Raw genomic sequence first — 25326 nt, forward strand, 5'->3', positions numbered from 1 at the left:
CCTTCCCCCTTGGAACGGCGACATCGGAGTTCCCATGCGCATTCCCGCTCTAGCCACCGCCCTCGGTCTCGTCCTCGCATCCCCCGCCGTCGCACAGACGATCGCACCGATCCTCACTACGCCGGATGCGCACGACCCGCACAGCTATGCCCGCCCCGCCGAGGCGCGCGTGACGCACGTCGCGCTCGATCTCGCCGCCGACTTCGACACGCACGTCATCCGCGGGATTGCGACGCTCGACATTCTCGCAAAGCCGGGCGCGAATCAGGTCGTGCTCGACGACAACGGGCTGAAGATCGTCAACATCACCGACGCCAACGGCAAGCCGCTCCCCTACTCGGTCGGCGCGGTCGACAAGATCCACGGCGCGCCACTCACCGTCACGCTCAACGGCGCGAAGAAAATCCGCATCGCCTACGCCTCGTCCCCCGACGCCAAGGCGCTGCAATGGCTCACCCCCGCGCAGACCGCGGGCAAGACGCAACCATTCCTGTTCAGCCAAGGCGAGGCGATCCTCAATCGCAGCTGGATTCCGACGCAGGACTCCCCCGGCATCCGCCAGACCTGGGAGGCCAAGATCGCCGTCCCCAAGCAACTCACTGCGGTGATGAGCGGGCTCGCGACCGGCAAGCCGACCTGCGCTGCCGATCGCTGCACGTTCCAGTACAAGATGGACAAGCCCGTCGCGCCCTACCTCATCGCACTCGCGGTCGGCGACATCGCGTTCAAGTCGACCGGCCCGCGCACCGGCATCTGGGCCGAGCCCGCGACCCTCCCTAAGGCCGCGTACGAGTTCGGCGAGCTCGAGAAGTTCGTCGCCGCCGCCGAGGGGCTGTACGGCCCGTATCGCTGGGGCCGCTACGACGTGCTGGTCCTGCCGCCGTCGTTCCCGTTCGGCGGCATGGAGAACCCGACGCTCACCTTCGCCACGCCGACCGCGATCGCCGGCGACCGCAGCCTCGTCTCGCTAATCGCGCACGAACTCGCGCACAGCTGGTCGGGCAACCTCGTGACGAACGCGACGTGGGACGATTTCTGGCTCAACGAAGGCTTTACCAGCTATTTCGAGAACCGGATCATGGAAGCGCTCTACGGCAAGCGCCGCGCCGACATGGAGGCCGACCTCGCCTGGACCGACATGGAGCAGGCGGTGAAGGAGGCCGGTGGCCCCGCCGCGAAGGACACGCAGCTCCACCTCGATCTCGACGCCGCGCGCGATCCCGACGACGGCATGACGCAAATCGCCTACGACAAGGGCGCGGCCTTCCTCCGCACGATCGAGAAGCAGGTCGGACGCGCGCGCTGGGACGCGTATCTCCGCAGCTATTTCGACCGCCACGCCTTTCAGCCGCAGACCAGCGCGGGCTTCCTGACCGACCTCAAGTCGAAGCTGCTGACCCCCGCCGAGGCGAAGACGATCGGCGTCGACACCTGGGTCTACCAACCCGGTATCCCGGCGAACGCAGTCCATGTCACGTCGGCTGCGTTCCCCGCGGTCGATGCTGCGGCCAAGGCATACGCAGCAGGCGGTACGGTGTCCGCCGTTCCGGGCAAGGCAACGACGCAGGAGATCACGCGCTTCATCACGCAGCTTCCGCGGAAACTCCCGACCGAGCGGTTAAAGACGCTCGATACCGCGTTCGGTTGGAACACGACGGGCAACGCCGAGATCCGCTTCGCGTGGCTGCAACTCGCGCTCGCCAATCACTATGCGGCCGCCGACGCCTCGGCCGAGCAGTTCCTGACTTCGCAGGGTCGGCGGAAATTCGTTGCGCCGCTGTTCCAGCAGATGATGGACTCGGGCGACTGGGGCCACAAGCTGGCGATGGAGATCTACGGCAAGGCGCGGTCGGGCTATCATGCGGTCACGCAGGTCACCGTGGACCGCATAACCGGTTGGAAACTCATGAACTGAGCCGCCCTGAGCGCCCATTCGGGGCGTTGGTCGGCGCGGTAACACGCTTCGTCGGATATGGTTCCCGCACGGGTTCCAATTAAATCGAACCTCCCGTAGCCAGAATGCGACAAACGGGTTTTGGCCGGGGGGTCTCGATGAATTTCAAGGCGTTAGCAGCGCGTTTTGCGCTGGTGGTATCGTGCGGCCTGATGACGGCCACCCCTGCTGCGGCTCAGTTCTGGCAGTGCGTGACGTTCGCTCGCTCGGTTTCGGGCATCGAAATCCGCGGCAACGCCAACACCTGGTGGGGCCAGGCCGAGGGTCGCTACGAGCGCGGCCACACTCCCAAGGCCGGTTCGGTCCTCGCCTTCTCGCCCACTTCCCGCATGCGCGTCGGCCATGTCGCGATGGTCTCGAAGGTCGTCAGCGATCGCGAAGTCCTCCTTACGCATGCCAACTGGTCGCGCCCCGGCGCAATCGAGACCAACGTTCGCGCGGTCGACGTTTCGGCTGCCGGTGACTGGAGCATGGTGAAGGTGTGGTATGGCCCGCAGGGTGACCTCGGGACCTCGGCCTACCCGACCAAGGGCTTCATCTACTCGGGCCATGCGCCTGCTGGCGACACGCTCGACGCGCAGCCTTCGTACCAGATGGCCAGTGCCACCCACACCATCACCGCAACGCAGCGCGCCAACGCCGCGCAGCTCGCGACGATCCAGCACGGCCCGACCGATCCGCGTGGGATCTTTACGCTGGTGAACGAGGCGAACTGAGGTTCTTACTTCCGCGTGATGCCTGACGTGCGCGACCGTTTACGCGCTACATCCAAAGTTTCGCTACTGATAGCTACCCGGCCGTCCCGTTAGGCGACCACCCCGGCGAAGGCCGGGGCCCAGTTGGAAAGGTCGCGGTAACAGACCGCCACCTCCATTAGCGACGTCCCCCAACTGGACCCCGGCCTTCGCCGGGGAGGTGCAATAAGGCCGAGCACCGCTCTGCTAGCTTCCGGTTCTCCCGCGAAGGCGGGAGCCCAGTCTGGATCCCCGCCTTCGCGGGGAAACAATCTTTTACGCTTTCCAGCAGCTATCCGCGGTGGCCGCCAAACAGATAAGCGCCCTCAAGCAGCCTTAAACGTCAGCGCATCGCCATTCATGCAATACCGCTTCCCCGTAGGCTTCGGCCCATCGTCGAACACATGCCCCAAATGCCCGCCACACCGCCGGCAATGGACTTCGGTCCGCGCCATTCCCATCGTCGAATCCACTCGCGTCCGCACCGCGTTCGGCAAGGGCTGCCAGAAGCTCGGCCAGCCCGTCCCGCTCTCGAACTTGGTCTTCGATGAGAAGTTCGGCAACGCACACCCGCCGCACGAAAAGATCCCCGCGCGATGCTCGCCGTTAAGCGGGCTCGAATAGGGCCGCTCGGTCCCCTCCTTCCGCAGCGTATTATACGCATCCGGCGACAGCTTCTTGCGCCACTGCGCATCGGTCAGCGTCACCTCGAACCGCTCGGCCGCCTGCGCGGGCTGCGACGTGCACCCCCATAGCGCGAAGCCGGCCACGCCTGTTCCGGCCAGCGTGAGAAAAGCGCGACGGTCCTGGGTCATATCGGTCTCCATGGTTCAGATATAGGTACGACCGAACCACCCGATAAGGTTACGCCAAGCCTCAGTATTTACTGATTTCCACCGGCAGCGTGCGATAGCCGTGGACGAAGCACGCAGCGACCCGCGTCGGCTCGGCCAGGACGTTGATCCGCATGCGGCGGGCGGCCATCTCCTCCAGCAGGATCGCGATCTGCATTTCGGCCAGCCGCGCGCCGACGCAGCGATGGATGCCGTGCCCTAACGCCAGGTGTCGCCGCGCGTTCGGGCGGTCGACCACGATCGAGTCCGCATCGTTGCCGAACACGCTTTCGTCGCGATTGGCCGAGATGTACCAGAGCGCCAGCTTGTCGCCCGCCTTGATCTGCTGCCCCATCAACTCCGCATCCGCCGTTGCGGTCCGGCGCATGTGCGCGAGCGGGGTCTGCCAGCGGAGGATCTCGCTCACCGCATTGGGAATTAATGAGGGGTCGGCCTCGAGTTTCGCCCGCGACTCCGGAAACTTGTCGAGGCCGTAGGCGAGCGCGGACATCGAATTGCGTGTCGTGTCGTTGCCGCCGACGATCAGCAGGATGAGGTTCCCGATGAACTCGTTATGATCCATGTGGCTCATCGCGTCCGAGTGGATCATCATCGAGATCAGGTCGGGCGTCGGATCCTTATCGATCTTCGCGTCCCACAGATTTTTGAAATACGAGCCGCATTCGAACATGTGCGCGAGCCGCTGACCGCGCAGCTCCTCGTTCTTCACGATCTCGATATCGCCCGCCCAATCCGACCACAGGGTCAGTTTCCGCCGGTCGGCCCAGGGGAAGTCGAATAGGATCGCGAGCATCTGCGTGGTCAGCTCGATCGCGACGGTGTCGACCCAATCGAACGGCGTGTTCCACGGCAGGCTGTCGAGCATCGCGGCAGTACGCCTGCGGATATCGCTCGACATCCGCGTCATCTCGCTAGGCGTAAAGGCGGGCGCGACGGTGCGGCGCTGACCGGTGTGCACGGGGCGGTCGCGCGCGATGAACATCGGCATGCGGACATCGCGCTCGGCGACGAAATCGGCGATCGTGATCCCGCCGGCTTCGGAAGAATAGACATCGGGGAGCGACTCGACCTCGACGATGCCCTTGTAGGTCGAGACGGACCAGTAAGGGCCGTAGTCGGAATGCTCCACATAATGGACCGGGGACTCGGCGCGGAGCTGCGCGAACGGCGCCTGCCAGAGATCGTCGCGGTAGAGTTCGGCGCGGCTCACGTCGAGCGGATCGACTGTCTGTTGCGCCACGTCTCTTACCAGAGTCGCCATCGTCTCTCTCCCATATTTTGCCACAGGAGAGACTTTGCTGACACTTATGTCAATAGTGTCCCAACGTCGGTTCGCGCTGAGCCCTTCGACAAGCTCAGGATAAACTTCAGCGCATCGCGCTGAAGTCGAAGCACCTGCGCGCGGGGCGTACCCTTCGACTTCGCTCAGCACGAACGGGAGAGGGGGCGGGGGCGGGGGAGTTTGTAAGGCCCTACGCTGTCGCCTTGGCCTTCCGCCGCCAGAACGGCCGCGCGCTGCCCGATTGCAGCACGCCCCTTCGGAACAGCCGCGCCCCGACCGTGATGAAGATCGTCACCCACAAGGCCTGCCACGCGAGCGCCGCTACGTGCGGCCACAGTTCGGGCGAGTTCGCCGCGCGCCCCGCCATCGCGAATGGCGACGACAACGGGAACAGCTCGGCGGCGGTGGCGATCCAGCTGCCGGGGTGCGAGACCGCCGCCGAGGACAGTCCGAACATCGCGACCTGCAGGATCGTGATCGGCAGCGACAGCATTTGTATTTCTCGCATCGTCGACGCCTGCGCACCGACGCCGAGGAACACCGAGCCCAGCAGCAGATACGCCATACTGAAATACGCGGCGAACAGCAGCGCGAACATCGGTGCGCCGACCGCGGGCGTCAGGTCGCCCAGCGCGACCGCGGCGGCGGCGGGCATCAGCGATGTGATCTGCGTGACGACGGTGCCCCAGAATGCGACGAACAGCACCGCCACGCCGAACATCCCGATCAGCTTGCCGAAGAATACCGATTCGAGCGGCACCGCGGCGGCGAGCACCTCGATTACCTTGTTGTTGCGTTCCTCGGCCATCGTCCCGACGACCTGCCCTGAGAGGAACAGCGTCAGGAAGAAGATCCCGAACACTGCGAAGAAGGCGGATTGGTGCTGGCCGCCGACCGACGTGGTCGAGCGCGTGATCTGCGTCTTAGTCGCGGCGATCGTCGGCAGCGTGCCGCCGAGCTTCTGCGCCGCCAGAGTCGCCTGTGCGAGCATCCCCAGATAGTCCGCCGACCTCGCGCCGCGCGGCCCGTACAGGATCTGTGGCGCATTGAGCGGGCCGTAGAGAACTGCGGACGCGTCGATATCCTTCGTCTCGAACGCAGCCCGTGCCTGTGCCGCCGGGTCCGCCGAGGGCGCGACGGTGGTCAGCCCTGGGGGCGCCTCGTCGTCGCGGAACATGCCGCGCAGCCGCGTATCGGCCTCGGCGATCGGGCGTGTGACGGTGGCAGGGACGATCGCGATGATCCGTGTCTTGTCCTGCGCGCCGCCGCTGACGCTCGCCGCGCCCATCCCGCCGATCGCGCCGAACGATCCCATGATGACGGGCGCGAACAGGAACAGCAGGAAGATCGGCGTGAACACCGTGGCGATGAAGTCGCGGCGCGCGATCGTGAAGGTCTGGCGAAGGGTGCGGCGGAACCGGCTCATGCCGCCTGCTCCTGCGCGACGTCGCCATGCTGGCCGACGATCCGGACGAACGCTTCGTGCAAACCGGGGCGCTCGATCGACAATCCCGAAATCCCATATCCCGCGTCGATCAGCCTCACCAGCAAGCTTTCGATCCCTTCATTCGGCAATTCGAACCGCCAGCTATCCTTGTCCTGCACTGCGTCCATCGGCAGCACGCCGCGGATCGCAGGATCAGGCCGATGCGGTGTGTAATGCACCCGCTGCGGCAATATCCCACGGGCGTCGGCCACCGTGCCTTCGAACCGCCGCTTGCCGCCGGCGATGATCGCCAGCCGATCGCACAGTCGCTCGGCATGGCTCATGATATGCGTCGAGAACAGGATCGTCGCGCCGCGGTCGCGTTCGGCGAGGATCAGCTTCTCGAGCCGCTCCTGGTTGACCGGATCGAGCCCTGAAAACGGCTCGTCGAGCACGAGCAGATCGGGCTGGTGCACTACCGACCCGAGCAACTGCACCAATTGCGCCATACCCTTCGACAGTTTCCGGATCTTCTCGTCGACCGCATGTCCGAGTCCGGCGGCCTCCATCAGCACCACCGCACGCTCGCGCCCGGTTTTCCAGTCGAGCCCGCGCAATGCCCCCAGGAACGCGATCGCCTCGCGCGCTTTCATCGCCGGATACAGCCCGCGCTCCTCGGGGAGATAGCCGACCTGATCGCTAGCATCGCGCGGATTGTCGTAGCCGAGCAGCGTGCGCGATCCCTCGTCGGGTTCGATGATCCCGAGCAGCATCCGCAGCGTCGTCGTCTTGCCCGCGCCGTTGGGCCCGAGCACGCCGTACACCGAGCCGCGCGGCACCATGATATCCACCCCGTCGACCACGCGCCGATCGCCGAACCGCTTCACGATCCCGCTCGCGGTGACCGCCCATTCATCGTTCACGCGCAATCTTCCTCCCGAGGGTGACGTCGTGGTAGCGGGCGTACGTGGCGCAAGACAAGCTGGAACACCGACTTAAGGCCAAAGCGGCCGAATTGGGTTTTGCCGCCTGGGGAATCGCGCACGCCGACGCCGCGCCGCGCGCAGGCGAACGCCTCCACCAATGGCTCGCCGACGGCCGCCACGGCGACATGATCTGGATGGAGGAGCGCAAGCACCACCGCGAGAGCCCCGCCGGCCTCTGGCCCGAAGTCCGCAGCGTGATCGCGCTCGGCATGAGCTATGCGCCGAAGGACGATCCGTTGCGGCTCGCGGACGAGGGCGGGGTAGGGCGCATCTCGGTCTATGCGCAGGGGCCGGATTATCACGACGTCGTGAAGCGGCAGTTGAAGGCGCTCGGACGGTGGCTGGCGGCGGAGGCGGGGCGGGACTTGCCGCCGTTCGACCTGAAGGTGTTCGTCGACACTGCGCCGGTCATGGAGAAGCCGCTTGCCGAAGCCGCCGGGCTGGGCTGGCAGGGCAAGCACACCAACCTCGTCAGTCGCGAGCATGGCAGCTGGCTGTTCCTCGGCGCGATCTATACGACGCTCGATCTGGAACCGGACAAGGGCGGCGTCGACACCTGCGGCAGTTGCGACGCGTGCCAGACCGCCTGTCCGACAGCCGCCTTCCCGAAGCCGTTCCAGCTCGATGCCCGCCGCTGCATCTCCTATTTGACGATCGAGCATGCCGGCCCGATCCCGCACGAGTTCCGCGCCGCAATCGGGAACCGCATCTATGGCTGCGACGATTGCTTGGCGGTGTGCCCCTGGAACAAATTCGCCGCCTCGGCCAACGCGAACCTCGCGTTTCACCCCCGCGCGGAACTGGTCGCGCCGGAACTGGGGGACATCCTCGCGCTGGACGACGCGAGCTTCCGCCAGGTCTTCGCTGGCTCCCCGATCAAACGCATCGGCCGCGACCGGATGGTCCGCAACGCGCTGATCGCAGCGGGCAATAGCGGTGATCTGGAGCTGGTCGAGCCTGTCGTAAAGCTGCTGGCCGACGAAGCCCCGGTGGTGCGCGGTGCCGCAATCTGGGCACTCCGGCGGCTGGATGCCGTGCGCTATCACAGCGAACGCAACTGGTTCTCGACCTCGGAGCACGACCCGGGCGTCACCGCGGAATGGGCCGCCAGCTTCGCCGCCGACTATCAAGCCTAGTTTTCGACACGTCCGGTTTGAGGAGGAGAGCGAATTGGCCGCTTTAGACAGAGAAAAAACGTGGTTGAGCCCAGCCGCCTAACCGATAACAACGGTGTCTTGCTCAATGAAGGCGGCACGCAAGCCGAACATCCATGGGACCCAAAGCGCCGTGTACGCTGGCCATAGATATTCGTACCATGGGAGCGGGTGTACAAGCTGGGCGATCGAACCGAGCATCAGGACGAACCCCGCACCACCCAAAAAGATCGTCGTAAGAGCACTCCGGAAAGGTCGGTCGCGCCTATAGGCGGTCAGGCGAACTGGCTGATTGTATCTTCGTAGGCAAAGACCGGCGATACCAATTGCGAACGGTAACGCGATAATCGCGATCAGAACGCTGCCATACATCGGTATGCCAATATTATCGCCGTCCGGCTGCAACTGGCCCGAGCCCAATACCTGAGGCCAGTACACAAAATTCAGAATCGGAAATACAGCAAGTAGAAATGCTGTCAAAATCCATAAGGGGCGAGCGGTTGCGGGCAACGAACGTCTCCTTTTGGAGATGCTACTGTGCAGAGTGATTGTCGGAAAATAGGCGATCTCGCCCGTTACTTGCCCCCCTCGCGCCGGGTAAGCGCGGCGACGCAGCTGGCGCGGTCGATCGTGCTGCCGTCGGGTTCGCGCGCGTCGAGATAGGTGACGCGGGGGGCGTCGGATCCCTTGGGGTAGAGATACGCGTCGAGCACGCAGATGCCGCTCTGGAACTGGAGCTTTCGCGCGCTGCCTTCGCGGACGTCGGCGTCGGGCTGGCCAAACAGCTTGGTCAGGCCGGCGGCATCCTGGCCGAGGACGCGTTCGAGCCCGACGCTCGTATAGGGGATGGCCGGACGCCCGACCGCGGGCTTGGCCACCGGTGCGGCGCAACCCGCGAGCCCGCCGCCGAGCGCCAGCGCGATCCCTATCGTCGTCAATCGCGTCATGATCGGGCCTTACGGTAATACTGGGTGTGGAAGTAATGCGTCGCCATCGCGGCACCCAGAACCGGCGCAGCGATGTTGACGATCGGAACCACGAACAGCCCGGTGTTCGCAAGCCCCAGCACGAACCGCCCGCTCTTGGTCGTCGCACGCCAGCCCCGCATCGCCGCTGCGTCCATATGTCGCGCTGCCACCATGTCGCCGAGATCGCGCCCGAGCAGCCAGCCATTGACGACGAAGAACGCGGCCGCGGTGCCGACACCGGTAACGAGCAGCGCGATATAGACCGGCAGCATCAGCAGGTTGACGAGCACGACGCGGGCGGCGGAGCGGAGGCCCATCGCGAGGCTGCGGGCGAGGGGCACGGGGCAGGCGGTTTTCAGCGCCTCGGGATAATGCCGCGCTTCGACGGCTTCGACGACCTCGTCCGCAAAGATCCCGACGACCGCGATCGCGACGGCGCGGAACAACAGCCATAATGCGAGGATCGTGACGAACAGCGCGAACGCCGCGGCGAGCCCGTCGGCATGCCAGCCGAGCCACGCGGCCAGTGCGGCCTGCGTGCCCCACCACGTCCCAACGCCGAGCAGTGCGAAGACGAGCAGCGTGACGAGCATCGACTTCACGAACACGCGGAGGACCGGCGGATCGGTGAGTTGGCCGAGCGAGAGGAGGAGGGCGCGGAGCATCGGTTCGGGATGACGCGCGGTGGTGGCGAGGTCAACGAAGCTTTGACGCTAATGGTGGCTACGACGTTCCCCCTGAAGCATTACGTTCCCCCGCGGACGCGGGGGCCAGCTCAACCACGCACACCGCCCGAGACTCTGGACCCCCGCGTTCGCGGGGGAACAGGAAGGACGGAGTGTCTGTGCTGTAAATTTCTATTCCGCGAGAACCGCTGCAACTGTTCGAACCGCCGTAACCGTTGCAGCAGCCCGAACCATAATCTCCACCCCGGCGGAGGCCGGGGCCCAGTTGGGAGACAGCGGTAATGACGGGCCGCGTTTCATTGCGACCACCTTTCCAACTGGGCCCCGGCCTCCGCCGGGGTGGTACCTATCCCCGGACGACATACTGTTCCGGCGGCCCCGCAGACCCCGCCTCCGCAGGCAGCGGCACCCCCACACCAGTTGCACCAATCCCGCCCGGCATTTACGGCAAGCGTTTTCCCGCACCCCCGGAGTCTCGCCTTGCCCAACCCAACCTACGACGTCGTCGCGATCGGCAATGCCATCGTCGACATCCTTGCTACCGCCGACGACGCGTTCATCGCCGAGATCGGAGTCGCCAAGGGCTCGATGCAGCTGATGTTCTCGTCCGAGGAAGCCGACGCGCTCTACGCCAAGATGGGCCCGGGCATGGAAGTCTCGGGCGGGTCGGCCGCCAACACCGTCGCCGGCATCGCCGCGCTCGGCGGCAAATGCGGGTTCATCGGCCAGGTCGCCGACGACCAGCTCGGCCAGGTCTTCGCCCATGACGTCCGCAGCATCGGCATCGAGTTCGCCACGCCGGTCCGCGCGGGCGACCCGACCACCGGCCGCTGCCTGATCTTCGTGACCCCCGACGGCCAGCGCACGATGAACACCTTCCTCGGCGCTGGCCAGTTCCTCCCCGCCGCAGCGATCGACACCGCGATGATCGCCGACAGCGCGATCCTGTATCTCGAAGGCTATCTCTGGGATCCCGAGGAGCCGCGCGCCGCGATGCGCGCCGCGATCGATTGCGCACGCGGGGCAGGGCGGAAGGTTGCGTTCACGCTTAGCGACGTGTTCTGCATCTCGCGCCACGGCGGCGATTTCCGCCAGTTGCTCAGCGACGGCCTGATCGACATCCTGTTCGCCAACGAGAGCGAACTCGCCGCGCTCGCCGAAACCGAAGACTTCGACGCAGCAGTCGCCAAGATCTCTGCACAGGTCCCGACTTTGGTCGTTACCCGCGGCGAGCACGGCGCCTGCGCGCTCCAGAACGGCACGCGCGCCGAGGTCAAGGCCGAGCCGATCGCCAAGGTCGTCGACACCACCGGCGCCGGCGACCTGTTCGCGGCCGGCTTCCTCCACGGCCAGGCACAGGGCTACGACCTGCAGGCGTCGCTGAAGCTCGGCGCGGTCTGCGCGGCCGAGATCATCAGCCATGTCGGCGCCCGCCCGATGGTCGACATGAAGGCGCTCGCCGCCAAGCATATCGGCTGAACGTGGCCCGCCGCGCCGTCATTCCCACCTCCGCGGGGATGACGGCGCGGCGACGAAGCACAAAAAAAAGGGCCGCGGGAGTTTCCTCCCGCGGCCCTTTTTGCGTCCGGTCTCAGTGGCCCGGCGTCAGGTCGATGTCGGTCTCGCCACCATCGGCCATTCCGCGACCCAGATAGCTCTTCCGGTAGCCGTACAGGAAGTAGATCACGAGCCCGACCGCGCCCCAGATCGGCAGCACCGCCATCGCCTCGTACGGCAGCGAGAAGTACAGCCCGATGCAGCCGACGATCGTCAGCGGTGCGACGACCCAAGCGGCCGGTGTACGGAACGGACGATGCCGGTTCGGCTCGCGCTTGCGCAGGATCAGCAGCGCGATCGCGACCATCATGAACGCGTACAGCGTGCCGGCATTGGCGATGTCCGCCAGCTGGCCGACCGGCAGGAACGCCGCGGCGAACGCCACGAACACGCCGGTGATCGCGGTGACGATATACGGCGTCTTCCACTTCGGATGCACGCGGCTCAGCACTTCCGGCAACAGGCCGTCACGGCTCATCACGAAGAAGATGCGGGTCTGGCCGAACATCAGGATCAGGATCACAGACGGCAGCGCGAGCCCGGCCGCATAGCCCATCCAGTTGCCGACATTGGCATAGCCGATCTGGCGAAGGACGTGCGCGAGCGCTTCGTTCGAGCATACCAGCGCCTGCGCGTTGGCCGGAATGAGGCATGCGCGCGCCAGTTCTGGCGAGCCCGTCGTGAACGGCACGCCGTCCGCCCCGAACAGTGGCTGGCCACCGATCGTCCCGATCGCGCCCGCCGCGACCAGCATGTAGAACACGGTGCAGATGCCGAGCGACGCGATCAGGCCGATCGGCACGTTGCGCTGCGGATCCTTGGTTTCCTCCGCGGCGGTCGAAACCGCATCGAAGCCGACATACGCGAAGAAGATCGTCGCCGCCGCACCGACCACGCCGAGGCCGTTGCTGCCGAGGATGCCGGTGGGAAGGAACGGCTCGAAATTGCCGCCATGCGTCTTCGGCAGCGTCAGTGCGACGAACGCGGTCAGCGCGACGACCTTGATCGTCACCAGCACCGCGTTGACGCGGGCGCTCTCGGTCGTGCCGATCATCAGCAGCCATGTGACGAGCAGCGAGATGACGACCGCGGGCAGGTTGATGAACCCGCCGGGCACGTACGGCCCCGCGGCCAGCCAGAGCGGCAGGTCTATCCCGAACGTTTCTCGCAGGATCGAGCCCGAGAAATAGCCGGACCACCCGACCGACACGGCGCTCGCGGCGACGGCATATTCGAGGATCAGGGCCCAGCCGACCGTCCAGGCGAGCAGTTCGCCCATTACCGAATAGGTATAGGTGTAGGCGGAGCCGGCGACCGGCGCCATCGCCGCGATCTCGGCATAGCAGAGCGCGGCCACGACGCAGACCGCGCCGGCGACGATGAAGCTCAGGATCATGCCCGGCCCCGCCTTCTGCGCGGCGGCGGACGTCAGCACGAAGATGCCCGTGCCGATCACGCAGCCGATGCCGAGCATGGTAAGCTGGAACGCGCCCAGCGATCGGTGGAGCGATTTCTTCTCCGCCGTCGCCAGGATGGCGTCCAGTGATTTTACGCGACCAAAAATCAATTCGGTACCCCCCGGGGATTGCAGGGGCCCGGTCAGAAGGCCCCCTTGCTCAATCCCCAGAGCCTAATGGCAATTTTATTACGTGCAATCCTTTAGTGCGGCAAAGCTGGCCTATCGCGCGAGCATCGGCCCGAGCGGGCGCCCGCCGAAGACATGAACATGCAGATGCGGCACCTCCTGGTGTCCATCCTGGCCGATATTGGCGAGCAGGCGATAGCCGGGTTCGACGAGGCCCGCGGCGCGCGCCACGGTGCCGACCGCGCGGATGAACCCGGCGATCTCGCCATCGGGCGCGCGCGCGGAGAAATCGTCCCACGACACGTACGCACCCTTGGGGATCACGAGCAGGTGCGTCGGCGCCTGCGGATTGATATCGTGGAACGCGATCGCGAAGTCGTCTTCGTAGACGCGCTTCGACGGGATCTCGCCGCGGAGGATCTTCGCGAAGATGTTCTGGTCGTCATAAGGCTGGGTGGCGTCGATCGGCATAGATCCCCCTTCCGCTTGCGGGAGGGGTTAGGGGAGGGGCGTGCCTTCCCGATCCCGGCGGAGCGCGTAGACCATGCCCTCCCCCGACTCCTCCCGCAAGCGGGAGGGGGGCAGATTACCCTGTCCGTCCGGCCTTCTCGACTAACCCGCCGATGCCTTCGCGGCGTTCCAATTCCGCTCGCACGTCGTCTAGGCTTAGCCCCGCATCCACCAGCAACACCGCCAGATGGAAGATCAGGTCCGCCGCTTCCGGTACGATGCTCGCTTCGTCGCCCGAGCACGCTGCGATCACCGTCTCGACGGCTTCCTCGCCGAGCTTCTGCGCGATCTTGGGACGCCCCTTCGCGAACAGGCTCGCAGTATAGGAGGTGTCGGCGGGCGCATCGCGACGGGCGCGGATGGTTGCTTCGAGGCGGTCGAATACGGGGTCCATGGCTCGCGTGCTGACGTAGCCGAGCAGGCGGGTCAATCCCTCTTCGGGTGGGCCTTCGCGGGCGGTTTGGTCTTGGCGAACCGCTTCCGCAGCGCGCGCCGCACCAGCCATACGCCTAGCCCTGCTACCACGAACAGCGCGATGTCCGAGAGTTCGGGCCCGGTACGCGGATGGACGGTGCCGCTATGACCCGACTGCACCGCGAGGAGGGGTAGCGCGATCATCGGATCAGGCCGAGCTGACCGGCGTCCGCACCGGGATCCCCGCCGCCGCCAGCGCGGCATGCGCATCGCCGATCGACGCCTGCCCGAAATGGAAGATCGACGCCGCCAGCACTGCGCTCGCATGCCCGTCGCGGATGCCGGCGACCAGATCGTCGAGCCCGCCGACGCCGCCGCTGGCGACCACCGGCACGCTGACACGGTCCGAAATCGCCCTGATCAGCTCGAGGTCGTAGCCGCTGCGCGTGCCGTCGCGGTCCATCGACGTGACCAGCAACTCGCCCGCGCCCAGTTCGGCGAGCTTCAGCGCATGCGCGATCGCATCGATCCCGGTCGCGCGCCGGCCGCCATGGGTGAACACTTCCCAGCCCTCGCCGGACCTGCGCGCATCGACCGACGCGACGCAGCACTGGCTGCCGAAGCGCTCGGCGATGTCGGCGACCAGTTCCGGTCGCTCGACCGCCGCCGAATTGACCGCCACCTTGTCCGCCCCTGCCAGCAAAAGCGCGCGCGCATCGTCCGCCGTCCGCACGCCGCCGCCGACGGTCAACGGCATGAAGCACACTGCTGCGGTCCGTCGCACGACGTCGAGGATCGTCCCGCGGCCTTCATGGGATGCGCCGATATCGAGGAAACACAGCTCGTCCGCCCCGGCCGCATCATAGGCCCGCGCCTGCTCGACCGGATCGCCGGCGTCGCGCAGTTCGACGAAGTTCACGCCCTTCACGACGCGGCCATCGGCGACATCGAGACACGGGATCACACGCGCGCGAACCGTCATGCGCTGCGCCGTAGAATTGGTTCACGCGGAGACGCGGAGACGCGGAGACGCGGCAAAGCCGCTAAGAAGAATATTTCGCGCAGAGGCGCAGAGGCGCTGAGAGAGAGGAAGGGAGCAAGGCCTAACTTCTTGCTCTCCGCGCCTCTGCGCCTCTGCGCGAACAAGTTTATGCCTGCGGCGCTCAACTTCTCTCCGCGTCTCCGCGTCTCCGCGTGAACCATCATGCAGCCTTCGCCACACTCAATGCCGCAGCAAGATCGAGCCGACCGTCGTACAACGCCCGCCCGGTGATGACTCCCTCGACCCCGTCGCGCACATGCAGCGCCAGCACGTGGATCTCGGCGATGCCCTTCACGCCGCCGCTGGCGATCACCGGAATGTCCACCGACCGCGCCAGATCGACCGTCGCGTCGACGTTGCACCCCTTCAGCATCCCGTCGCGCCCGACATCGGTGAACAGCAACGACGCCACTCCCGCATCCTCGAACCGCCGCGCCAGATCGACCGCGCTGGTGGTCGACACGTCCGCCCAACCCTTGGTCGCGACCATGCCGTCCTTCGCGTCGACCGCGACGACGATCCCGCCGGGGAAATCCTTCGCCACGCCGCGGACGAACTCGGGGTCCTCCAGCGCTGCAGTGCCGATCACGACACGCGACACGCCTAGGTCGAACCAGCCCTCGACGCTGGCCCGCGTCCGGATCCCGCCGCCAAGCTGCACGTGCCCCGGAAACTGCGCGACGATCGACCGCACCGCGTCGCCATTGACCGAAGCCCCCGCAAACGCGCCGTCGAGATCGACCACGTGCAGATGCTCCGCGCCCGCCTCGGCGAACAGCATCGCCTGCGCCGCGGGATCGTCGCCATAGACGGTTGCGCGGTCCATATCGCCCTCGGCGAGACGCACCACCTGACCCGCCTTGAGGTCGATCGCGGGGAAAATGATAAGGCTCACGGCCGCCACTCCAGGAATCGTTCGAGCAAGGCCAGGCCATAGCGCTGGCTCTTCTCAGGGTGAAACTGCACGCCGATCATCGTGTCGCGACCGATCGCCGCGGTGACGGGACCGGCATGGTCGGTGGTCGCGAGCACGTCGGCGCCCTCGAAGGCAAAGCTATGCAGGAAATACGCCTCGCCTGGCTCGATCAGCGGGTGCGCGACGGACAGAACGACGTCGTTCCAGCCCATATGCGGCACCTTGGCCTCCATCGTACCCGGCTCCAACCGCCGCACGCGCCCGGGCACCCAGCCGAGTCCGGCATGCGTTCCCATCTCCTCGCCGGCCTCGGCCATCAACTGCATGCCGACGCAGATCCCGAGAAACGGTGTACCCTCGTCGCGCACCCGCCGGTTCAAAGCCTCGACCATCCCCGGCACCGCGCGCAACGCCGCTGCGCAAGCACCGTACGCGCCGACTCCAGGCAGGACGATCCGGTCGGCCTTCGCGACGACGTCGGCGTCCGACGTCACGACCAGATCGACACACCCAGCCGTCCGCAGCGCGTTCTCGACCGAATGCAGGTTCCCTGCGCCGTAATCGATGAGCGCGAGCGTCATGCTGTATCCCCGCGACCCGGTACAAGAAGTCCGTCACCCCAGCGGAAGCTGGGGTCTCGTTGTAACGGGGATACCCCAGCTTTCGCTGGGGTGACGGGCTTTTGAGCTGACGGAGTCAACGCGCTCACAGCATCCCCTTGGTCGACGGGATCGCATCGGCCTTGCGCGGATCGATCTCGATCGCGGTGCGCAGCGCACGCGCGACGCCCTTGAACGCCGCCTCGGCGATGTGGTGGTTGTTCGACCCGTACAGCGTCTCGACGTGCAGCGTGATCCCCGCAGCCTGTGCAAAGCTGTGGAAGAAATGCTCGAACATCTCGGTGTCCATGCCGCCCAGGCGCTTCTGCGAGAACAGGTCCTTCCACACCAGCCAGGGCCGCCCGGAAATATCCAGCGCCACCCGCGTCAGCGTCTCGTCCATCGGCGACAGCGCATCGCCGTACCGCGCAATCCCGCGCTTATCGCCGAGCGCCTGCGCGAACGCCTGGCCGATCGCGATCCCGGTATCCTCGACGGTGTGATGCTCGTCGATGTGCAGGTCGCCCTTGGTCCGCACGCGGATGTCGATCAGCGAGTGGCGCGAGAGTTGCTCAAGCATGTGATCGAAGAAACCGACCCCGGTCTCGACGTCGTATACGCCGGTCCCATCGAGGTTCACGGTGACGTCGATCGCCGTCTCGGCGGTGGAGCGGGTGATCGTGGCGGTGCGCATGCCACCTCCCATAACGCGCTGACCGACGCATGCAATCTTGACCGGCATCCGAATGGCGCTACCCAAGGGATATGACCGATGGACTGCCCGATAGCCTGATTCCGTACGATGAGATCGTACAAGAAGCCCTGCGTGCCGTGGTCGGCCGCGTGCTCGGCTCGGTCGCGGAGGCCGGCGGGCTTCCCGGCGAGCATCATTTCTACATCACGTTCAAGACGCAGGCCCCCGGCGTCGACATCCCCAAGCGGCTGATCGAGCGCTTCCCGGACGAGATGACGATCGTCATGCAGAACCGCTACTGGGACCTGATCGTCGACGACGAGCGCTTCTCGATCGGGCTGTCGTTCAATCAGGTCCCGTCGAAGCTGGTGATCCCATATTCGGCGATCACCGCGTTCCAGGATCCCGCGGTCAGCTTCGAACTCCGCTTCCAGGCGCAGGAGGGTGCGGAAGACGCGCTCGGCGACCACGACGAAGCCGAAAACGACGGCCCGACTGCGGTGCCAATCGAAGACGGATCGAACGTCGTAGCTGTGGATTTCAAACGGAAGAAGTGAGCCGATAAACTCCCTCGCCCCTTCGGGGAGAGGGAAGGGGCCCGCCGCACTTGCGGTGGGAAGGGAGAGGGGCGTGAGGCTAAGGCCGCTTCCTCCCAAAGCCCCTCACCCTTCCGTCGCCTGCGGCTCCTCCCTCCCTCTCCCCGAAGGGGCGAGGGACCCACGCACGCCCCGGAAGGTTCTCCTCCCATGACCACTCGCACAGAAACCGACACGATCGGCCCGATCGAAGTCCCCGCCGACGCCTATTGGGGCGCCCAGACCGAACGCAGCATCGAGAATTTCCCCTTCGCCACCCGCGAACGGATGCCGATCGAGATCGTCCACGCGCTAGCCCTCGTCAAGCAAGCCGCCGCCCGCGTAAACCGCTCGCACGGCCTCGACCAAACCATCGCCACCGCGATCGACTCCGCCGCGCAGGAAGTCATCGACGGCAAGCTCGACGACCAGTTCCCGCTCGTCATCTGGCAGACCGGCAGCGGCACGCAGTCGAACATGAACGCGAACGAGGTCATCGCCGGCCGCGCCAACGAAGTCCTCACCGGCACGCGCGGCGGCAAGTCACCCGTCCACCCCAACGACCACGTCAACATGAGCCAGTCGTCCAACGACAGCTTCCCGACCGCGCTCCACATCGCCGCCGCGATCGCCACCACTAACCGACTCATCCCCGCGCTCGACAAGCTCCATGCGGCGCTCGACGCGAAGGCCAACGCCTGGGACGACATCGTCAAGATCGGCCGCACCCACCTCCAGGACGCGACGCCGCTGACGCTCGGCCAGGAATTCTCCGGCTATGCGAACCAGCTCTACCGCTGCCGTCACCGTATCGAGCCCGCGATCAGCCACGGCATGGTCATCCTCGCGCAGGGCGGCACCGCAGTCGGCACCGGCCTCAACGCCCCCGCCGGCTTCGGCGACGCGATCGCGCACGAACTGGCCGAGATCACCGGCCTGCCGTTCGTCAGCGCGCGCAACAAGTTCGAGGCGCTCGCGTCGAACGACCCGCTCGTCCACCTGTCCGGCACGCTCAACACGCTGGCGGTCGCGCTCACCAAGATCGCCAACGACATCCGGCTGCTCGGGTCTGGCCCCCGCTGCGGCTTCGGCGAGATCGACTTGCCCGCGAACGAGCCCGGCAGCTCGATCATGCCCGGCAAGGTCAACCCAACGCAGTGCGAGATGCTGACGATGGTCGCGGGGCAGGTGATGGGCAACCACGTCGCGGTCACCGTCGGCGGGATGCAGGGCCATCTCGAATTGAACGTTTTCAAGCCGCTGATCGGCGCCAACGTGCTGCGCTCGATCGACCTGCTCGCCACCGCGATGGAAGGGTTCGCTGAACGCTGCGTCAATGGCATCGAGCCTAATCGCGGCCGTATCGCGGAATTGCTCGACCGCTCGCTGATGCTGGTAACGGCACTGGCCCCCGAGATCGGCTACGACGCCGCCGCAAAGATCGCCAAATACGCGCACGCCGAAGGGCTGACGCTGAAGGAAGCCGGCCTCGCGCTAGGCCTCGTCGACGCCGAAACCTTCGACCGCGTCGTCAAACCCGAATCGATGCTCGGCCGCTAACCTTCCGTTCTCCTGCGAACGCAGGAGCCCAGGGTACCAACCGAACCGCCCGCGACCCTGGACTCCTGCGTGCGCAGGAGAACGCGAGCGCGCGGGAACCCAAACGCCCCTCGCGCGCTAACCCGCCACACGGACAGGAGAAATTACGTGGGCGCAACGACCATAGGCGCGCTGATCGGCGCAGGCATCGACTCGCTCAGCGGCGACGACGGCAACGCGGACGGCGCGATCATCGGTGCGATCACCGCCAACGTACTCAAGATCGTCGTGCCGCTAGCCGTGACCTACGCGATCGGCTGGGCAGTGCTGCGCGGTGCAGCGGAACTCAAGGACCAGGTTTTCGGGGAGCGAGAAGCATGATCGGACGTATTATCAGCGCATTGGTTGGCCGCGAGATGGGCCGTCGCGAAGGCAGCGGCGGTACGTCGGGTGCCATCAAGGGTGTCGTGGCGATGAGCCTGATGCGCCGCATGGGCCCGCTCGGCATGATCCTCGGCGGCGGTTATGCAGCAAAGAAGGCGTATGACCGCAACAAGGCCCGCAAGGCCGGCTATTAATCCGCCTTCGTAATACCACGCGCGGGCCGCGCATGGGTTGACGCCCATATGCGGTCCGCGGCAAGGGCGCGCATGCCCCACACACTTCCGTCCGACCCACATGGTTTCCGTCGTCGCGGAGTCCTGTTCGTCCTGTCCTCGCCGTCCGGTGCCGGCAAGTCGACGATCGCACGCAGATTGCTCGCGGACGAGCACGAACTCGAGATGTCGGTCTCGGTCACGACCCGGTCGATGCGACCCGGCGAAGTCGATGGGAAAGATTACCATTTCACCGACCTCGAGGGCTTTCGCGACATGGTCGCGAAGGACGAGTTCCTCGAATGGGCGCACGTCTTCAACCACCGCTACGGCACCCCGCGCGCGCAGGTCGAGGAGATGCTGGCCGCCGGCAAGGACGTGCTGTTCGACATCGACTGGCAGGGGGCGCAACAGCTGTTCCAGATCGCCGGTGGCGATGTCGTTCGCGTCTTCATCTTCCCGCCGTCGATGGAGGAGTTGCACCGCCGCCTCACCAGCCGCGGCACCGATTCGGAAGAGGTGATCGAAGCCCGCATGTCGCGCGCGGCGAACGAGGTCAGCCACTGGGACGGCTATGATTACGTGCTGGTCAACGACGATGTCGACAGCTGTATCCGCGGCGTGAAGACGATCCTGGCCGCGGAGCGCCTCAAGCGCTCGCGCCAGACCGGGCTGATCGGTTTCATCCGCAGGCTGACGCGCTAACCCATCCCAACCGTCATCCCAGCGAAAGCTGGGATCTCCCCGTTCCGGGTCGCGGCATTCGCCAACCGGGATACCCCAGCTTTCGCTGGGGCGACGGATGTGGAAGAGGGTAGGTAGGCTTCTAAAGCTAAAGCAGTCCCAGAAACTCTACCCCGACCCCGAACTCCTTGCGCTTCAGCTCGCGCAACTGAGTCGCCTGCCAATCCTCGCCCCACATCTCGACCGACCAGTCCTCGTCGATCCCCGCCGCGGCCCAGGCCGCATCGGCATCGATCTCGCCCTCGATCAGCGCCAGCCCGATCACCAGAGACCCGGTCAACGTCACCACCGGCGACAAGCCCGCCAGCCGGAAATCATCATACGCCGCGACCGCCTCATGCAGCCGCGCGATCGTCGCCGCCGGTTGCGCGACGTGCATCACGCCGGTGGTGACCGCGAACGTCACGTCATACCGCCCCCGCGCCCACGCCAGCAGCGGATCCCAAGACGCCGCCTGCCGCTCGACGAGCAAAGGCGGCCCCTCGGCGCGGTAGCAGAGCAGGTCGCTCTCGCCATACGCCGCCAGCCGCGCGGCGAACTGCGCAGGATCGTTCGCGATCGGATCGGTCGCCGCGTTCGCCAAGCCCGTCAGCGGCATCGTTCGCGGATCGATCGTTTCGCCGACCGCACGCCATTCCGCCGCGACCGCCTCGGCCAGCGCATCGCTCGGCAACGCCAGCGGCCGCCGCCCGGGCGTCCGCACCGGTTTGCCATCGAGTGTCACCACCCGGTCGGCATCGATCGCGACGTCTTTCCAGAACCGCTTCACGCGTCAGGACTCCGCCAGCGATGCGCCAGACTGCGCGGCACGATCGCGATCATCGCCATCGCCGACAGCACGATCGCCGTCCCCAGTATCTTCGGCCCGAGATCATGCGCGCGCGCGATCAGGATCAGCCCGAGCAGCGCACCCGCGACCCCCGCCAGCCGCACGCCGACCAGCACGAACCATCGCCGCTGCGCTAATTTGTCAGCATCGGTCATCGTGCAGCCACCATGTGCAGCAGGTCCGGCACGGTTGTCGCAACGACATCCGCCCCCGCATCGGAGAGTTCGTGCACGTCATGATACCCCCACGCGACCCCGACCGCGCGCACCCGCGCCGCGCGCGCCATCGCCATGTCGAAGCTCGTATCGCCGATCATCGCGGTCGTCTCCACGGCAGCACCTGCCTCGGCGATTGCCGCGAGCAGCATCGCCGGATCGGGCTTCGACGGATGCCGGTCAGCGGTCTGAAGCGTCACGAACCGATCGGTGATCCCGTGCGCGGCGAGGATATGCGCGAGACCCCGGTCCGACTTCCCCGTCGCCACGCCGAGCAGCCAGCCGTCTGCGGCGAGTGTCTCGATCACCTCGGCAATCCCCTCGAACAACGGCTCGTCGGCCAGTTCGCCACTCGCGCGCATCGCATGGAACGCGTTCTTGTAGTCGGTAGCGAGCGACCGGTGCAGTGCCTCGTCCGCTGTCGGCAGCAAGACCTGCATCGCCTCGACGAGACTCAAGCCGACGATCCGCCGAATGTCGGCGCGCGGCGGCGGGGTCAGTCCGGCCGCCTCGAACGCGCGTTCGCACGCGACGCAGATATTCGCCTGGCTGTCGACGAGCGTCCCGTCGCAATCGAACACGGCAAGACGGGTCATGAGATTTTCCAACGCATCGCCGCCTCGTAGATCAGGCGTGCATGCGAGGGAACGCCAAACCGGAACGTGCACGCCGGCGAACGGTTCGTGTCGGATACCTCTGGAGACTCAATGATGGCGCACGTACAGACCGACACCCCGAACATCTGGGCCGCCGCCGCTGCGGGTCTGGTCGCAGGTCTCGCCGCCTCGTTCGTGATGGACCGCTTCCAGGCCGGCGTCGCCGCGCTGTCCTCGTCGGAGAGTGATGCGGACCCGGCGACGGAGAAAGCGGCGGACAAGGTGTCGCAAATGGTGGTCGGTCACGACATCCCCGATGACCGCAAGCCGCTCGCCGGACAGGTCGTGCATTATGCGCTCGGGGCAGGGCTGGGGATCGCCTATGCGGTGGCGGCGGAATACCGGCCTTCGGTGACTGCGGGCTACGGCACCGCTTTCGCTGCCGCGACGACGGCGTTGCTCGACGAGGCGGCGGTGCCGGCGGCGGGGCTGGGCGATGCGCCGTGGAACACCGCGCCGACGACGCATCTGTATAGCGCGGCGTCGCATATCGTGTTCGGGACGGTGACGGAGGGCGTGCGGCGGTTGCTACTGGGGTGGCTGAAGTAGGGCGCGACTAGTTCCCCCGCGAAGGTGGGGGGCCAGGAATCAAGCAGCGTTACGATCGTGGCCCTGGACCCCCGCCTTCGCGGGGGAACAAGAGTTAGCGGAAGCCTCCAAACAAACCACACCACCCCGGCGAAGGCCGGGGCCCAATTGGGCGACGTCGCTAACGGAAGTCATCGCTCCGTTACCTCAACCTTTCCAATTGGGCCCCGGCCTTCGCCGGGGTGGGGTGAAAGGTAAGGGTCGTCTCCGACGTCTCACCCTCTCCCCTCGGGGGAGAGGGAAGGGCCCCGCGGCCGCTTGGCCGTGGAAAGGGTGAGGGCGCGTTAGACGACAGCCATAACTTACCGAGTTCCAGGCCCACTCCGAGGCCCAGGCTTCCCGGCCCCACCCGGACGCGCACGCCCAGCCGGCTTCGCCCCCTCAACCCGAGGCCCGCTCCGCGGCGCGCCGAACTTCGACCCAGCCCCGGTCCGAGGCCCACCCGTCTTCGGTGCAGGCTTGCCCGTCGCCTTTTCCTCGACAACCCCACGCCCACGCCGCTCACCCTTACGATCTTTCCGCACCGACTTCGCATGCGCCTTGGCCCGCGACTTCATCTGCTCGCGCGTCGGCGCGGTCTTCTCGTCGAGCACCAGATCGTCGCCCAGCTTCTCCTCGAAACCCAATTGCTTGAGGCTCTCGGCGAAATGCGTCGGCAGTTCGGCGGTCACGTCGATCGACCCACCATCCGGATGATCCACCTTGATCCGCCGCGCGTGCAGATGCATCTTCCGCGAGATCCCGCCGGTCAGGAACGCGGCCGCCCCGCCGTACTTCCCATCGCCGACGATCGGATGCCCGATCGCCGCCATGTGCACGCGCAACTGGTGAGTCCGCCCGGTAAACGGCTGCAACTCGACCCACGCCGCACGGTTGCCCGCGCGCTCGATCACCCGGTACCGCGTCCGCGCCGGCGCGCCCTCGGCCTCGTCGACGTGCATCTTCTCGCCGCCGGTGCCCGGCTGCTTCGCGATCGGCAGCTCGATCATGCCGTCCTCGATCGACGGCACGTCGACCACCAGCGCCCAATAGACTTTCCGCGCCGTCCGCCCCGAGAACGCCTTCGCAAAGAACGCCGCCGCGCGTGACGTCCGCGCCACCAGCAAGGCGCCGGACGTATCCTTGTCGAGCCGGTGGACCAGCTTCGGCCGACCCTCATTGTCGTACTGCAACCCGTCGAGCAGCCCGTCGACATGCTGCGTCGTCTTGGTCCCGCCCTGCGTCGCCAGGCCCGGCGGCTTGTTCAGCACGAACGCCTGGAAATCCTTGTGAATGACCATGGACTGCGCGAGTTCGGTTTCCTCGTCCGACAGGATCACGCGTTCGCGGACGCGCCGGGGCTTGTCGACGTCGGCGGCGGCCTTGTCGGCTTCGGGCGGCGGGACACGGAGCATCTGGCCCGCCGCGATCCGGTCGCCCGGCGTCGCCCGCGCGCCGTCGACGCGGAGCTGCCCGGTGCGCGCCCACATCGCCACCGTCGTGAAGCTCGTGTCGGGCAGATGCCGCTTGAACCACCGGTCAAGCCGGATGCCGTCATCGTCGAACCCGACGTTGAATTCACGGAAACCCGTATCGCTATCGCTTTTGCCCGCAGTCATGCGACGGCCCTTACTGCGGAGAGACCCGCGAACAACGCGGCGACCGAACCGATCACCGACACCAAAACATACCCGAACGCGACGCCGATCGCGCCGCGTTCGATCATCGTGACGACGTCCAGCGAGAACGCCGAAAACGTCGTGAATCCCCCCAGCACGCCCACGCCGAGCAACAGCCGCCACGTTTCCGAAGCGGTATTGCGGGCAAGCACGCCAACCAGCACACCCATCAGCAACCCACCGATCAGATTCACGGCAAGCGTACCAAAGGGATAGTCAGGCCCCAGCAACGACAGCATCGCGCGGCCAGTCAGATAGCGCGCGCCGGACCCGACCGCACCACCGACCATGACATAGAGAAGGGGAAGCATTCTCGCGCCCTAGCGTGAATCGGGCAAAACTGAAAGGTGGGGTTGGCGAGGGTGGAGTAGATGCTCGCCAAAGGGCTCAACCCAACGCTTGTTTCCCCGCGAAGGCGGGGACCCAGTCTGGGCTCCCGCCTTCGCGGGAGAACAAGGAGTGAGAGGCGTCGCCCCCCAACACGCCACCACGCCATACACCACCACCCCGGCGAAGGCCGGGGCCCAGTTGGAAAGGTGGCAATAACGAAGGACCGCGCTCGGTT

30 protein-coding genes are annotated in these 25326 nt (G+C 66.2%); 10 read left to right on the forward strand and 20 right to left on the reverse strand.

The window, feature by feature from the left end:
- Nucleotides 1-34: 34 nt before the first annotated feature.
- Complete coding sequence (locus C8J46_RS07825) at nt 35-1915, forward strand: M1 family metallopeptidase (RefSeq protein ID WP_132737222.1); 1881 nt, start codon at nt 35-37, stop codon at nt 1913-1915.
- A gap of 137 nt (nt 1916-2052) precedes the next feature.
- Nucleotides 2053-2670 carry a CHAP domain-containing protein gene (locus tag C8J46_RS07830; RefSeq protein WP_132737225.1) on the forward strand — a complete coding sequence of 206 codons (618 nt, stop codon included), beginning with the start codon at nt 2053-2055 and terminating at the stop codon, nt 2668-2670.
- 344 nt (nt 2671-3014) lie between these two features.
- Here C8J46_RS07830 and msrB read toward each other — a convergent pair whose 3' ends face one another.
- The 4 genes from msrB to C8J46_RS07850 all read right to left on the reverse strand — a co-directional run bounded on the left by msrB (nt 3015) and on the right by C8J46_RS07850 (nt 7173).
- Nucleotides 3015-3503 carry a peptide-methionine (R)-S-oxide reductase MsrB gene (gene msrB, locus C8J46_RS07835; RefSeq protein ID WP_132737227.1) on the reverse strand — a complete coding sequence of 163 codons (489 nt, stop codon included), beginning with the start codon at nt 3501-3503 and terminating at the stop codon, nt 3015-3017.
- 61 nt (nt 3504-3564) lie between these two features.
- Nucleotides 3565-4803 (reverse strand): cytochrome P450, encoded by a 1239-nt coding sequence (locus C8J46_RS07840; protein WP_132737230.1) that lies wholly within the window; start codon nt 4801-4803, stop codon nt 3565-3567.
- A 211-nt stretch (nt 4804-5014) separates the two neighbouring features.
- Nucleotides 5015-6250: an ABC transporter permease gene (locus tag C8J46_RS07845; RefSeq protein ID WP_132737232.1), complete on the reverse strand. Its 1236-nt coding sequence runs from the start codon at nt 6248-6250 to the stop codon at nt 5015-5017.
- Nucleotides 6247-7173, reverse strand: coding sequence for an ATP-binding cassette domain-containing protein (locus C8J46_RS07850; protein ID WP_132737235.1), 927 nt, complete (start codon nt 7171-7173; stop codon nt 6247-6249). Before C8J46_RS07850 ends, C8J46_RS07845 begins: the two co-directional genes overlap by 4 nt.
- 44 nt (nt 7174-7217) lie before the next feature.
- Between C8J46_RS07850 and queG the strand changes: the two genes are divergently transcribed.
- The gene (gene queG, locus C8J46_RS07855; protein ID WP_132737237.1) at nt 7218-8372 is read left to right on the forward strand and encodes a tRNA epoxyqueuosine(34) reductase QueG; all 1155 of its coding nucleotides are present in this window, start codon (nt 7218-7220) and stop codon (nt 8370-8372) included.
- Between the two features lie 78 nt (nt 8373-8450).
- Here the strand turns inward: queG and C8J46_RS07860 are convergent, their stop codons facing one another.
- The 3 genes from C8J46_RS07860 to C8J46_RS07870 all read right to left on the reverse strand — a co-directional run bounded on the left by C8J46_RS07860 (nt 8451) and on the right by C8J46_RS07870 (nt 10023).
- Nucleotides 8451-8900: a hypothetical protein gene (locus C8J46_RS07860; RefSeq protein WP_132737240.1), complete on the reverse strand. Its 450-nt coding sequence runs from the start codon at nt 8898-8900 to the stop codon at nt 8451-8453.
- Nucleotides 8901-8965: 65 nt separating this feature from the next.
- The gene (locus tag C8J46_RS07865) at nt 8966-9337 is read right to left on the reverse strand and encodes a hypothetical protein (protein ID WP_121884181.1); all 372 of its coding nucleotides are present in this window, start codon (nt 9335-9337) and stop codon (nt 8966-8968) included.
- Nucleotides 9334-10023, reverse strand: a complete 690-nt coding sequence (locus C8J46_RS07870) for an EI24 domain-containing protein (protein WP_132737242.1) — start codon at nt 10021-10023, stop codon at nt 9334-9336. The genes C8J46_RS07865 and C8J46_RS07870 overlap by 4 nt, the downstream gene beginning before the upstream one ends.
- A gap of 501 nt (nt 10024-10524) precedes the next feature.
- Between C8J46_RS07870 and C8J46_RS07875 the strand changes: the two genes are divergently transcribed.
- Nucleotides 10525-11523 (forward strand): adenosine kinase, encoded by a 999-nt coding sequence (locus C8J46_RS07875; protein ID WP_132737245.1) that lies wholly within the window; start codon nt 10525-10527, stop codon nt 11521-11523.
- Nucleotides 11524-11635: 112 nt separating this feature from the next.
- Here C8J46_RS07875 and C8J46_RS07880 read toward each other — a convergent pair whose 3' ends face one another.
- The 8 genes from C8J46_RS07880 to hisB all read right to left on the reverse strand — a co-directional run bounded on the left by C8J46_RS07880 (nt 11636) and on the right by hisB (nt 17361).
- Entirely contained in the window at nt 11636-13168 is a 1533-nt protein-coding gene (locus C8J46_RS07880; RefSeq protein ID WP_132737247.1) for an amino acid permease, read from the reverse strand.
- A gap of 111 nt (nt 13169-13279) precedes the next feature.
- Nucleotides 13280-13657, reverse strand: coding sequence for a histidine triad nucleotide-binding protein (locus tag C8J46_RS07885; RefSeq protein WP_132737249.1), 378 nt, complete (start codon nt 13655-13657; stop codon nt 13280-13282).
- A 115-nt stretch (nt 13658-13772) separates the two neighbouring features.
- A complete protein-coding gene (locus tag C8J46_RS07890) occupies nt 13773-14090 on the reverse strand; it encodes a phosphoribosyl-ATP diphosphatase (protein ID WP_132737252.1) in 318 nt (105 codons plus the stop codon).
- Nucleotides 14091-14122: 32 nt separating this feature from the next.
- Nucleotides 14123-14314, reverse strand: a complete 192-nt coding sequence (locus C8J46_RS07895; protein ID WP_132737254.1) for a hypothetical protein — start codon at nt 14312-14314, stop codon at nt 14123-14125.
- A gap of 4 nt (nt 14315-14318) precedes the next feature.
- Nucleotides 14319-15092, reverse strand: coding sequence for an imidazole glycerol phosphate synthase subunit HisF (hisF, locus tag C8J46_RS07900; RefSeq protein WP_132737257.1), 774 nt, complete (start codon nt 15090-15092; stop codon nt 14319-14321).
- 220 nt (nt 15093-15312) lie between these two features.
- Nucleotides 15313-16047, reverse strand: a complete 735-nt coding sequence (gene hisA / locus C8J46_RS07905; RefSeq protein ID WP_120301399.1) for a 1-(5-phosphoribosyl)-5-[(5-phosphoribosylamino)methylideneamino]imidazole-4-carboxamide isomerase — start codon at nt 16045-16047, stop codon at nt 15313-15315.
- Nucleotides 16044-16649 carry an imidazole glycerol phosphate synthase subunit HisH gene (gene hisH, locus C8J46_RS07910; protein ID WP_132737259.1) on the reverse strand — a complete coding sequence of 202 codons (606 nt, stop codon included), beginning with the start codon at nt 16647-16649 and terminating at the stop codon, nt 16044-16046. Before hisH ends, hisA begins: the two co-directional genes overlap by 4 nt.
- A gap of 124 nt (nt 16650-16773) precedes the next feature.
- Nucleotides 16774-17361, reverse strand: a complete 588-nt coding sequence (gene hisB / locus C8J46_RS07915) for an imidazoleglycerol-phosphate dehydratase HisB (RefSeq protein WP_120301289.1) — start codon at nt 17359-17361, stop codon at nt 16774-16776.
- 71 nt (nt 17362-17432) lie between these two features.
- Between hisB and C8J46_RS07920 the strand changes: the two genes are divergently transcribed.
- The 5 genes from C8J46_RS07920 (at nt 17433) to gmk (ending at nt 20776) form a co-directional block, all read left to right on the forward strand.
- The gene (locus C8J46_RS07920) at nt 17433-17918 is read left to right on the forward strand and encodes a ClpXP protease specificity-enhancing factor SspB (RefSeq protein WP_056489744.1); all 486 of its coding nucleotides are present in this window, start codon (nt 17433-17435) and stop codon (nt 17916-17918) included.
- 189 nt (nt 17919-18107) lie between these two features.
- Nucleotides 18108-19496, forward strand: a complete 1389-nt coding sequence (gene fumC, locus C8J46_RS07925) for a class II fumarate hydratase (protein WP_132737262.1) — start codon at nt 18108-18110, stop codon at nt 19494-19496.
- 147 nt (nt 19497-19643) lie between these two features.
- The gene (locus tag C8J46_RS07930) at nt 19644-19856 is read left to right on the forward strand and encodes a hypothetical protein (protein WP_132737264.1); all 213 of its coding nucleotides are present in this window, start codon (nt 19644-19646) and stop codon (nt 19854-19856) included.
- A complete protein-coding gene (locus tag C8J46_RS07935; RefSeq protein WP_132737267.1) occupies nt 19853-20053 on the forward strand; it encodes a hypothetical protein in 201 nt (66 codons plus the stop codon). The genes C8J46_RS07930 and C8J46_RS07935 overlap by 4 nt, the downstream gene beginning before the upstream one ends.
- Before the next feature lie 72 nt (nt 20054-20125).
- The gene (gene gmk, locus C8J46_RS07940) at nt 20126-20776 is read left to right on the forward strand and encodes a guanylate kinase (RefSeq protein WP_132737269.1); all 651 of its coding nucleotides are present in this window, start codon (nt 20126-20128) and stop codon (nt 20774-20776) included.
- Nucleotides 20777-20903: 127 nt separating this feature from the next.
- Here the strand turns inward: gmk and C8J46_RS07945 are convergent, their stop codons facing one another.
- Genes C8J46_RS07945 through C8J46_RS07955 form a run of 3 tightly spaced genes read right to left on the reverse strand, consistent with a single transcriptional unit; the run spans nt 20904 to nt 22455 of the window.
- On the reverse strand, nt 20904-21584 hold the full coding sequence (locus C8J46_RS07945; protein ID WP_132737272.1) for an ATP12 family protein: 681 nt from the start codon (nt 21582-21584) through the stop codon (nt 20904-20906).
- Complete coding sequence (locus C8J46_RS07950; RefSeq protein WP_056489735.1) at nt 21581-21799, reverse strand: hypothetical protein; 219 nt, start codon at nt 21797-21799, stop codon at nt 21581-21583. The genes C8J46_RS07945 and C8J46_RS07950 overlap by 4 nt, the downstream gene beginning before the upstream one ends.
- Nucleotides 21796-22455, reverse strand: a complete 660-nt coding sequence (locus C8J46_RS07955; RefSeq protein ID WP_132737274.1) for an HAD-IA family hydrolase — start codon at nt 22453-22455, stop codon at nt 21796-21798. Before C8J46_RS07955 ends, C8J46_RS07950 begins: the two co-directional genes overlap by 4 nt.
- Nucleotides 22456-22569: 114 nt before the next feature.
- Between C8J46_RS07955 and C8J46_RS07960 the strand changes: the two genes are divergently transcribed.
- A complete protein-coding gene (locus C8J46_RS07960; protein WP_165886488.1) occupies nt 22570-23064 on the forward strand; it encodes a DUF1440 domain-containing protein in 495 nt (164 codons plus the stop codon).
- 341 nt (nt 23065-23405) lie between these two features.
- On the opposite strand, the gene C8J46_RS07965 is transcribed toward C8J46_RS07960, so the two are convergent.
- Both C8J46_RS07965 and crcB read right to left on the reverse strand, forming a co-directional pair.
- A complete protein-coding gene (locus C8J46_RS07965; RefSeq protein ID WP_132737279.1) occupies nt 23406-24701 on the reverse strand; it encodes an RluA family pseudouridine synthase in 1296 nt (431 codons plus the stop codon).
- The gene (gene crcB / locus C8J46_RS07970) at nt 24698-25072 is read right to left on the reverse strand and encodes a fluoride efflux transporter CrcB (RefSeq protein WP_056489728.1); all 375 of its coding nucleotides are present in this window, start codon (nt 25070-25072) and stop codon (nt 24698-24700) included. The genes C8J46_RS07965 and crcB overlap by 4 nt, the downstream gene beginning before the upstream one ends.
- Between the last annotated feature and the right edge of the window lie 254 nt (nt 25073-25326).

Source organism: Sphingomonas sp. PP-F2F-A104-K0414, from assembly GCF_004340945.1.
Lineage (GTDB): Bacteria > Pseudomonadota > Alphaproteobacteria > Sphingomonadales > Sphingomonadaceae > Sphingomonas.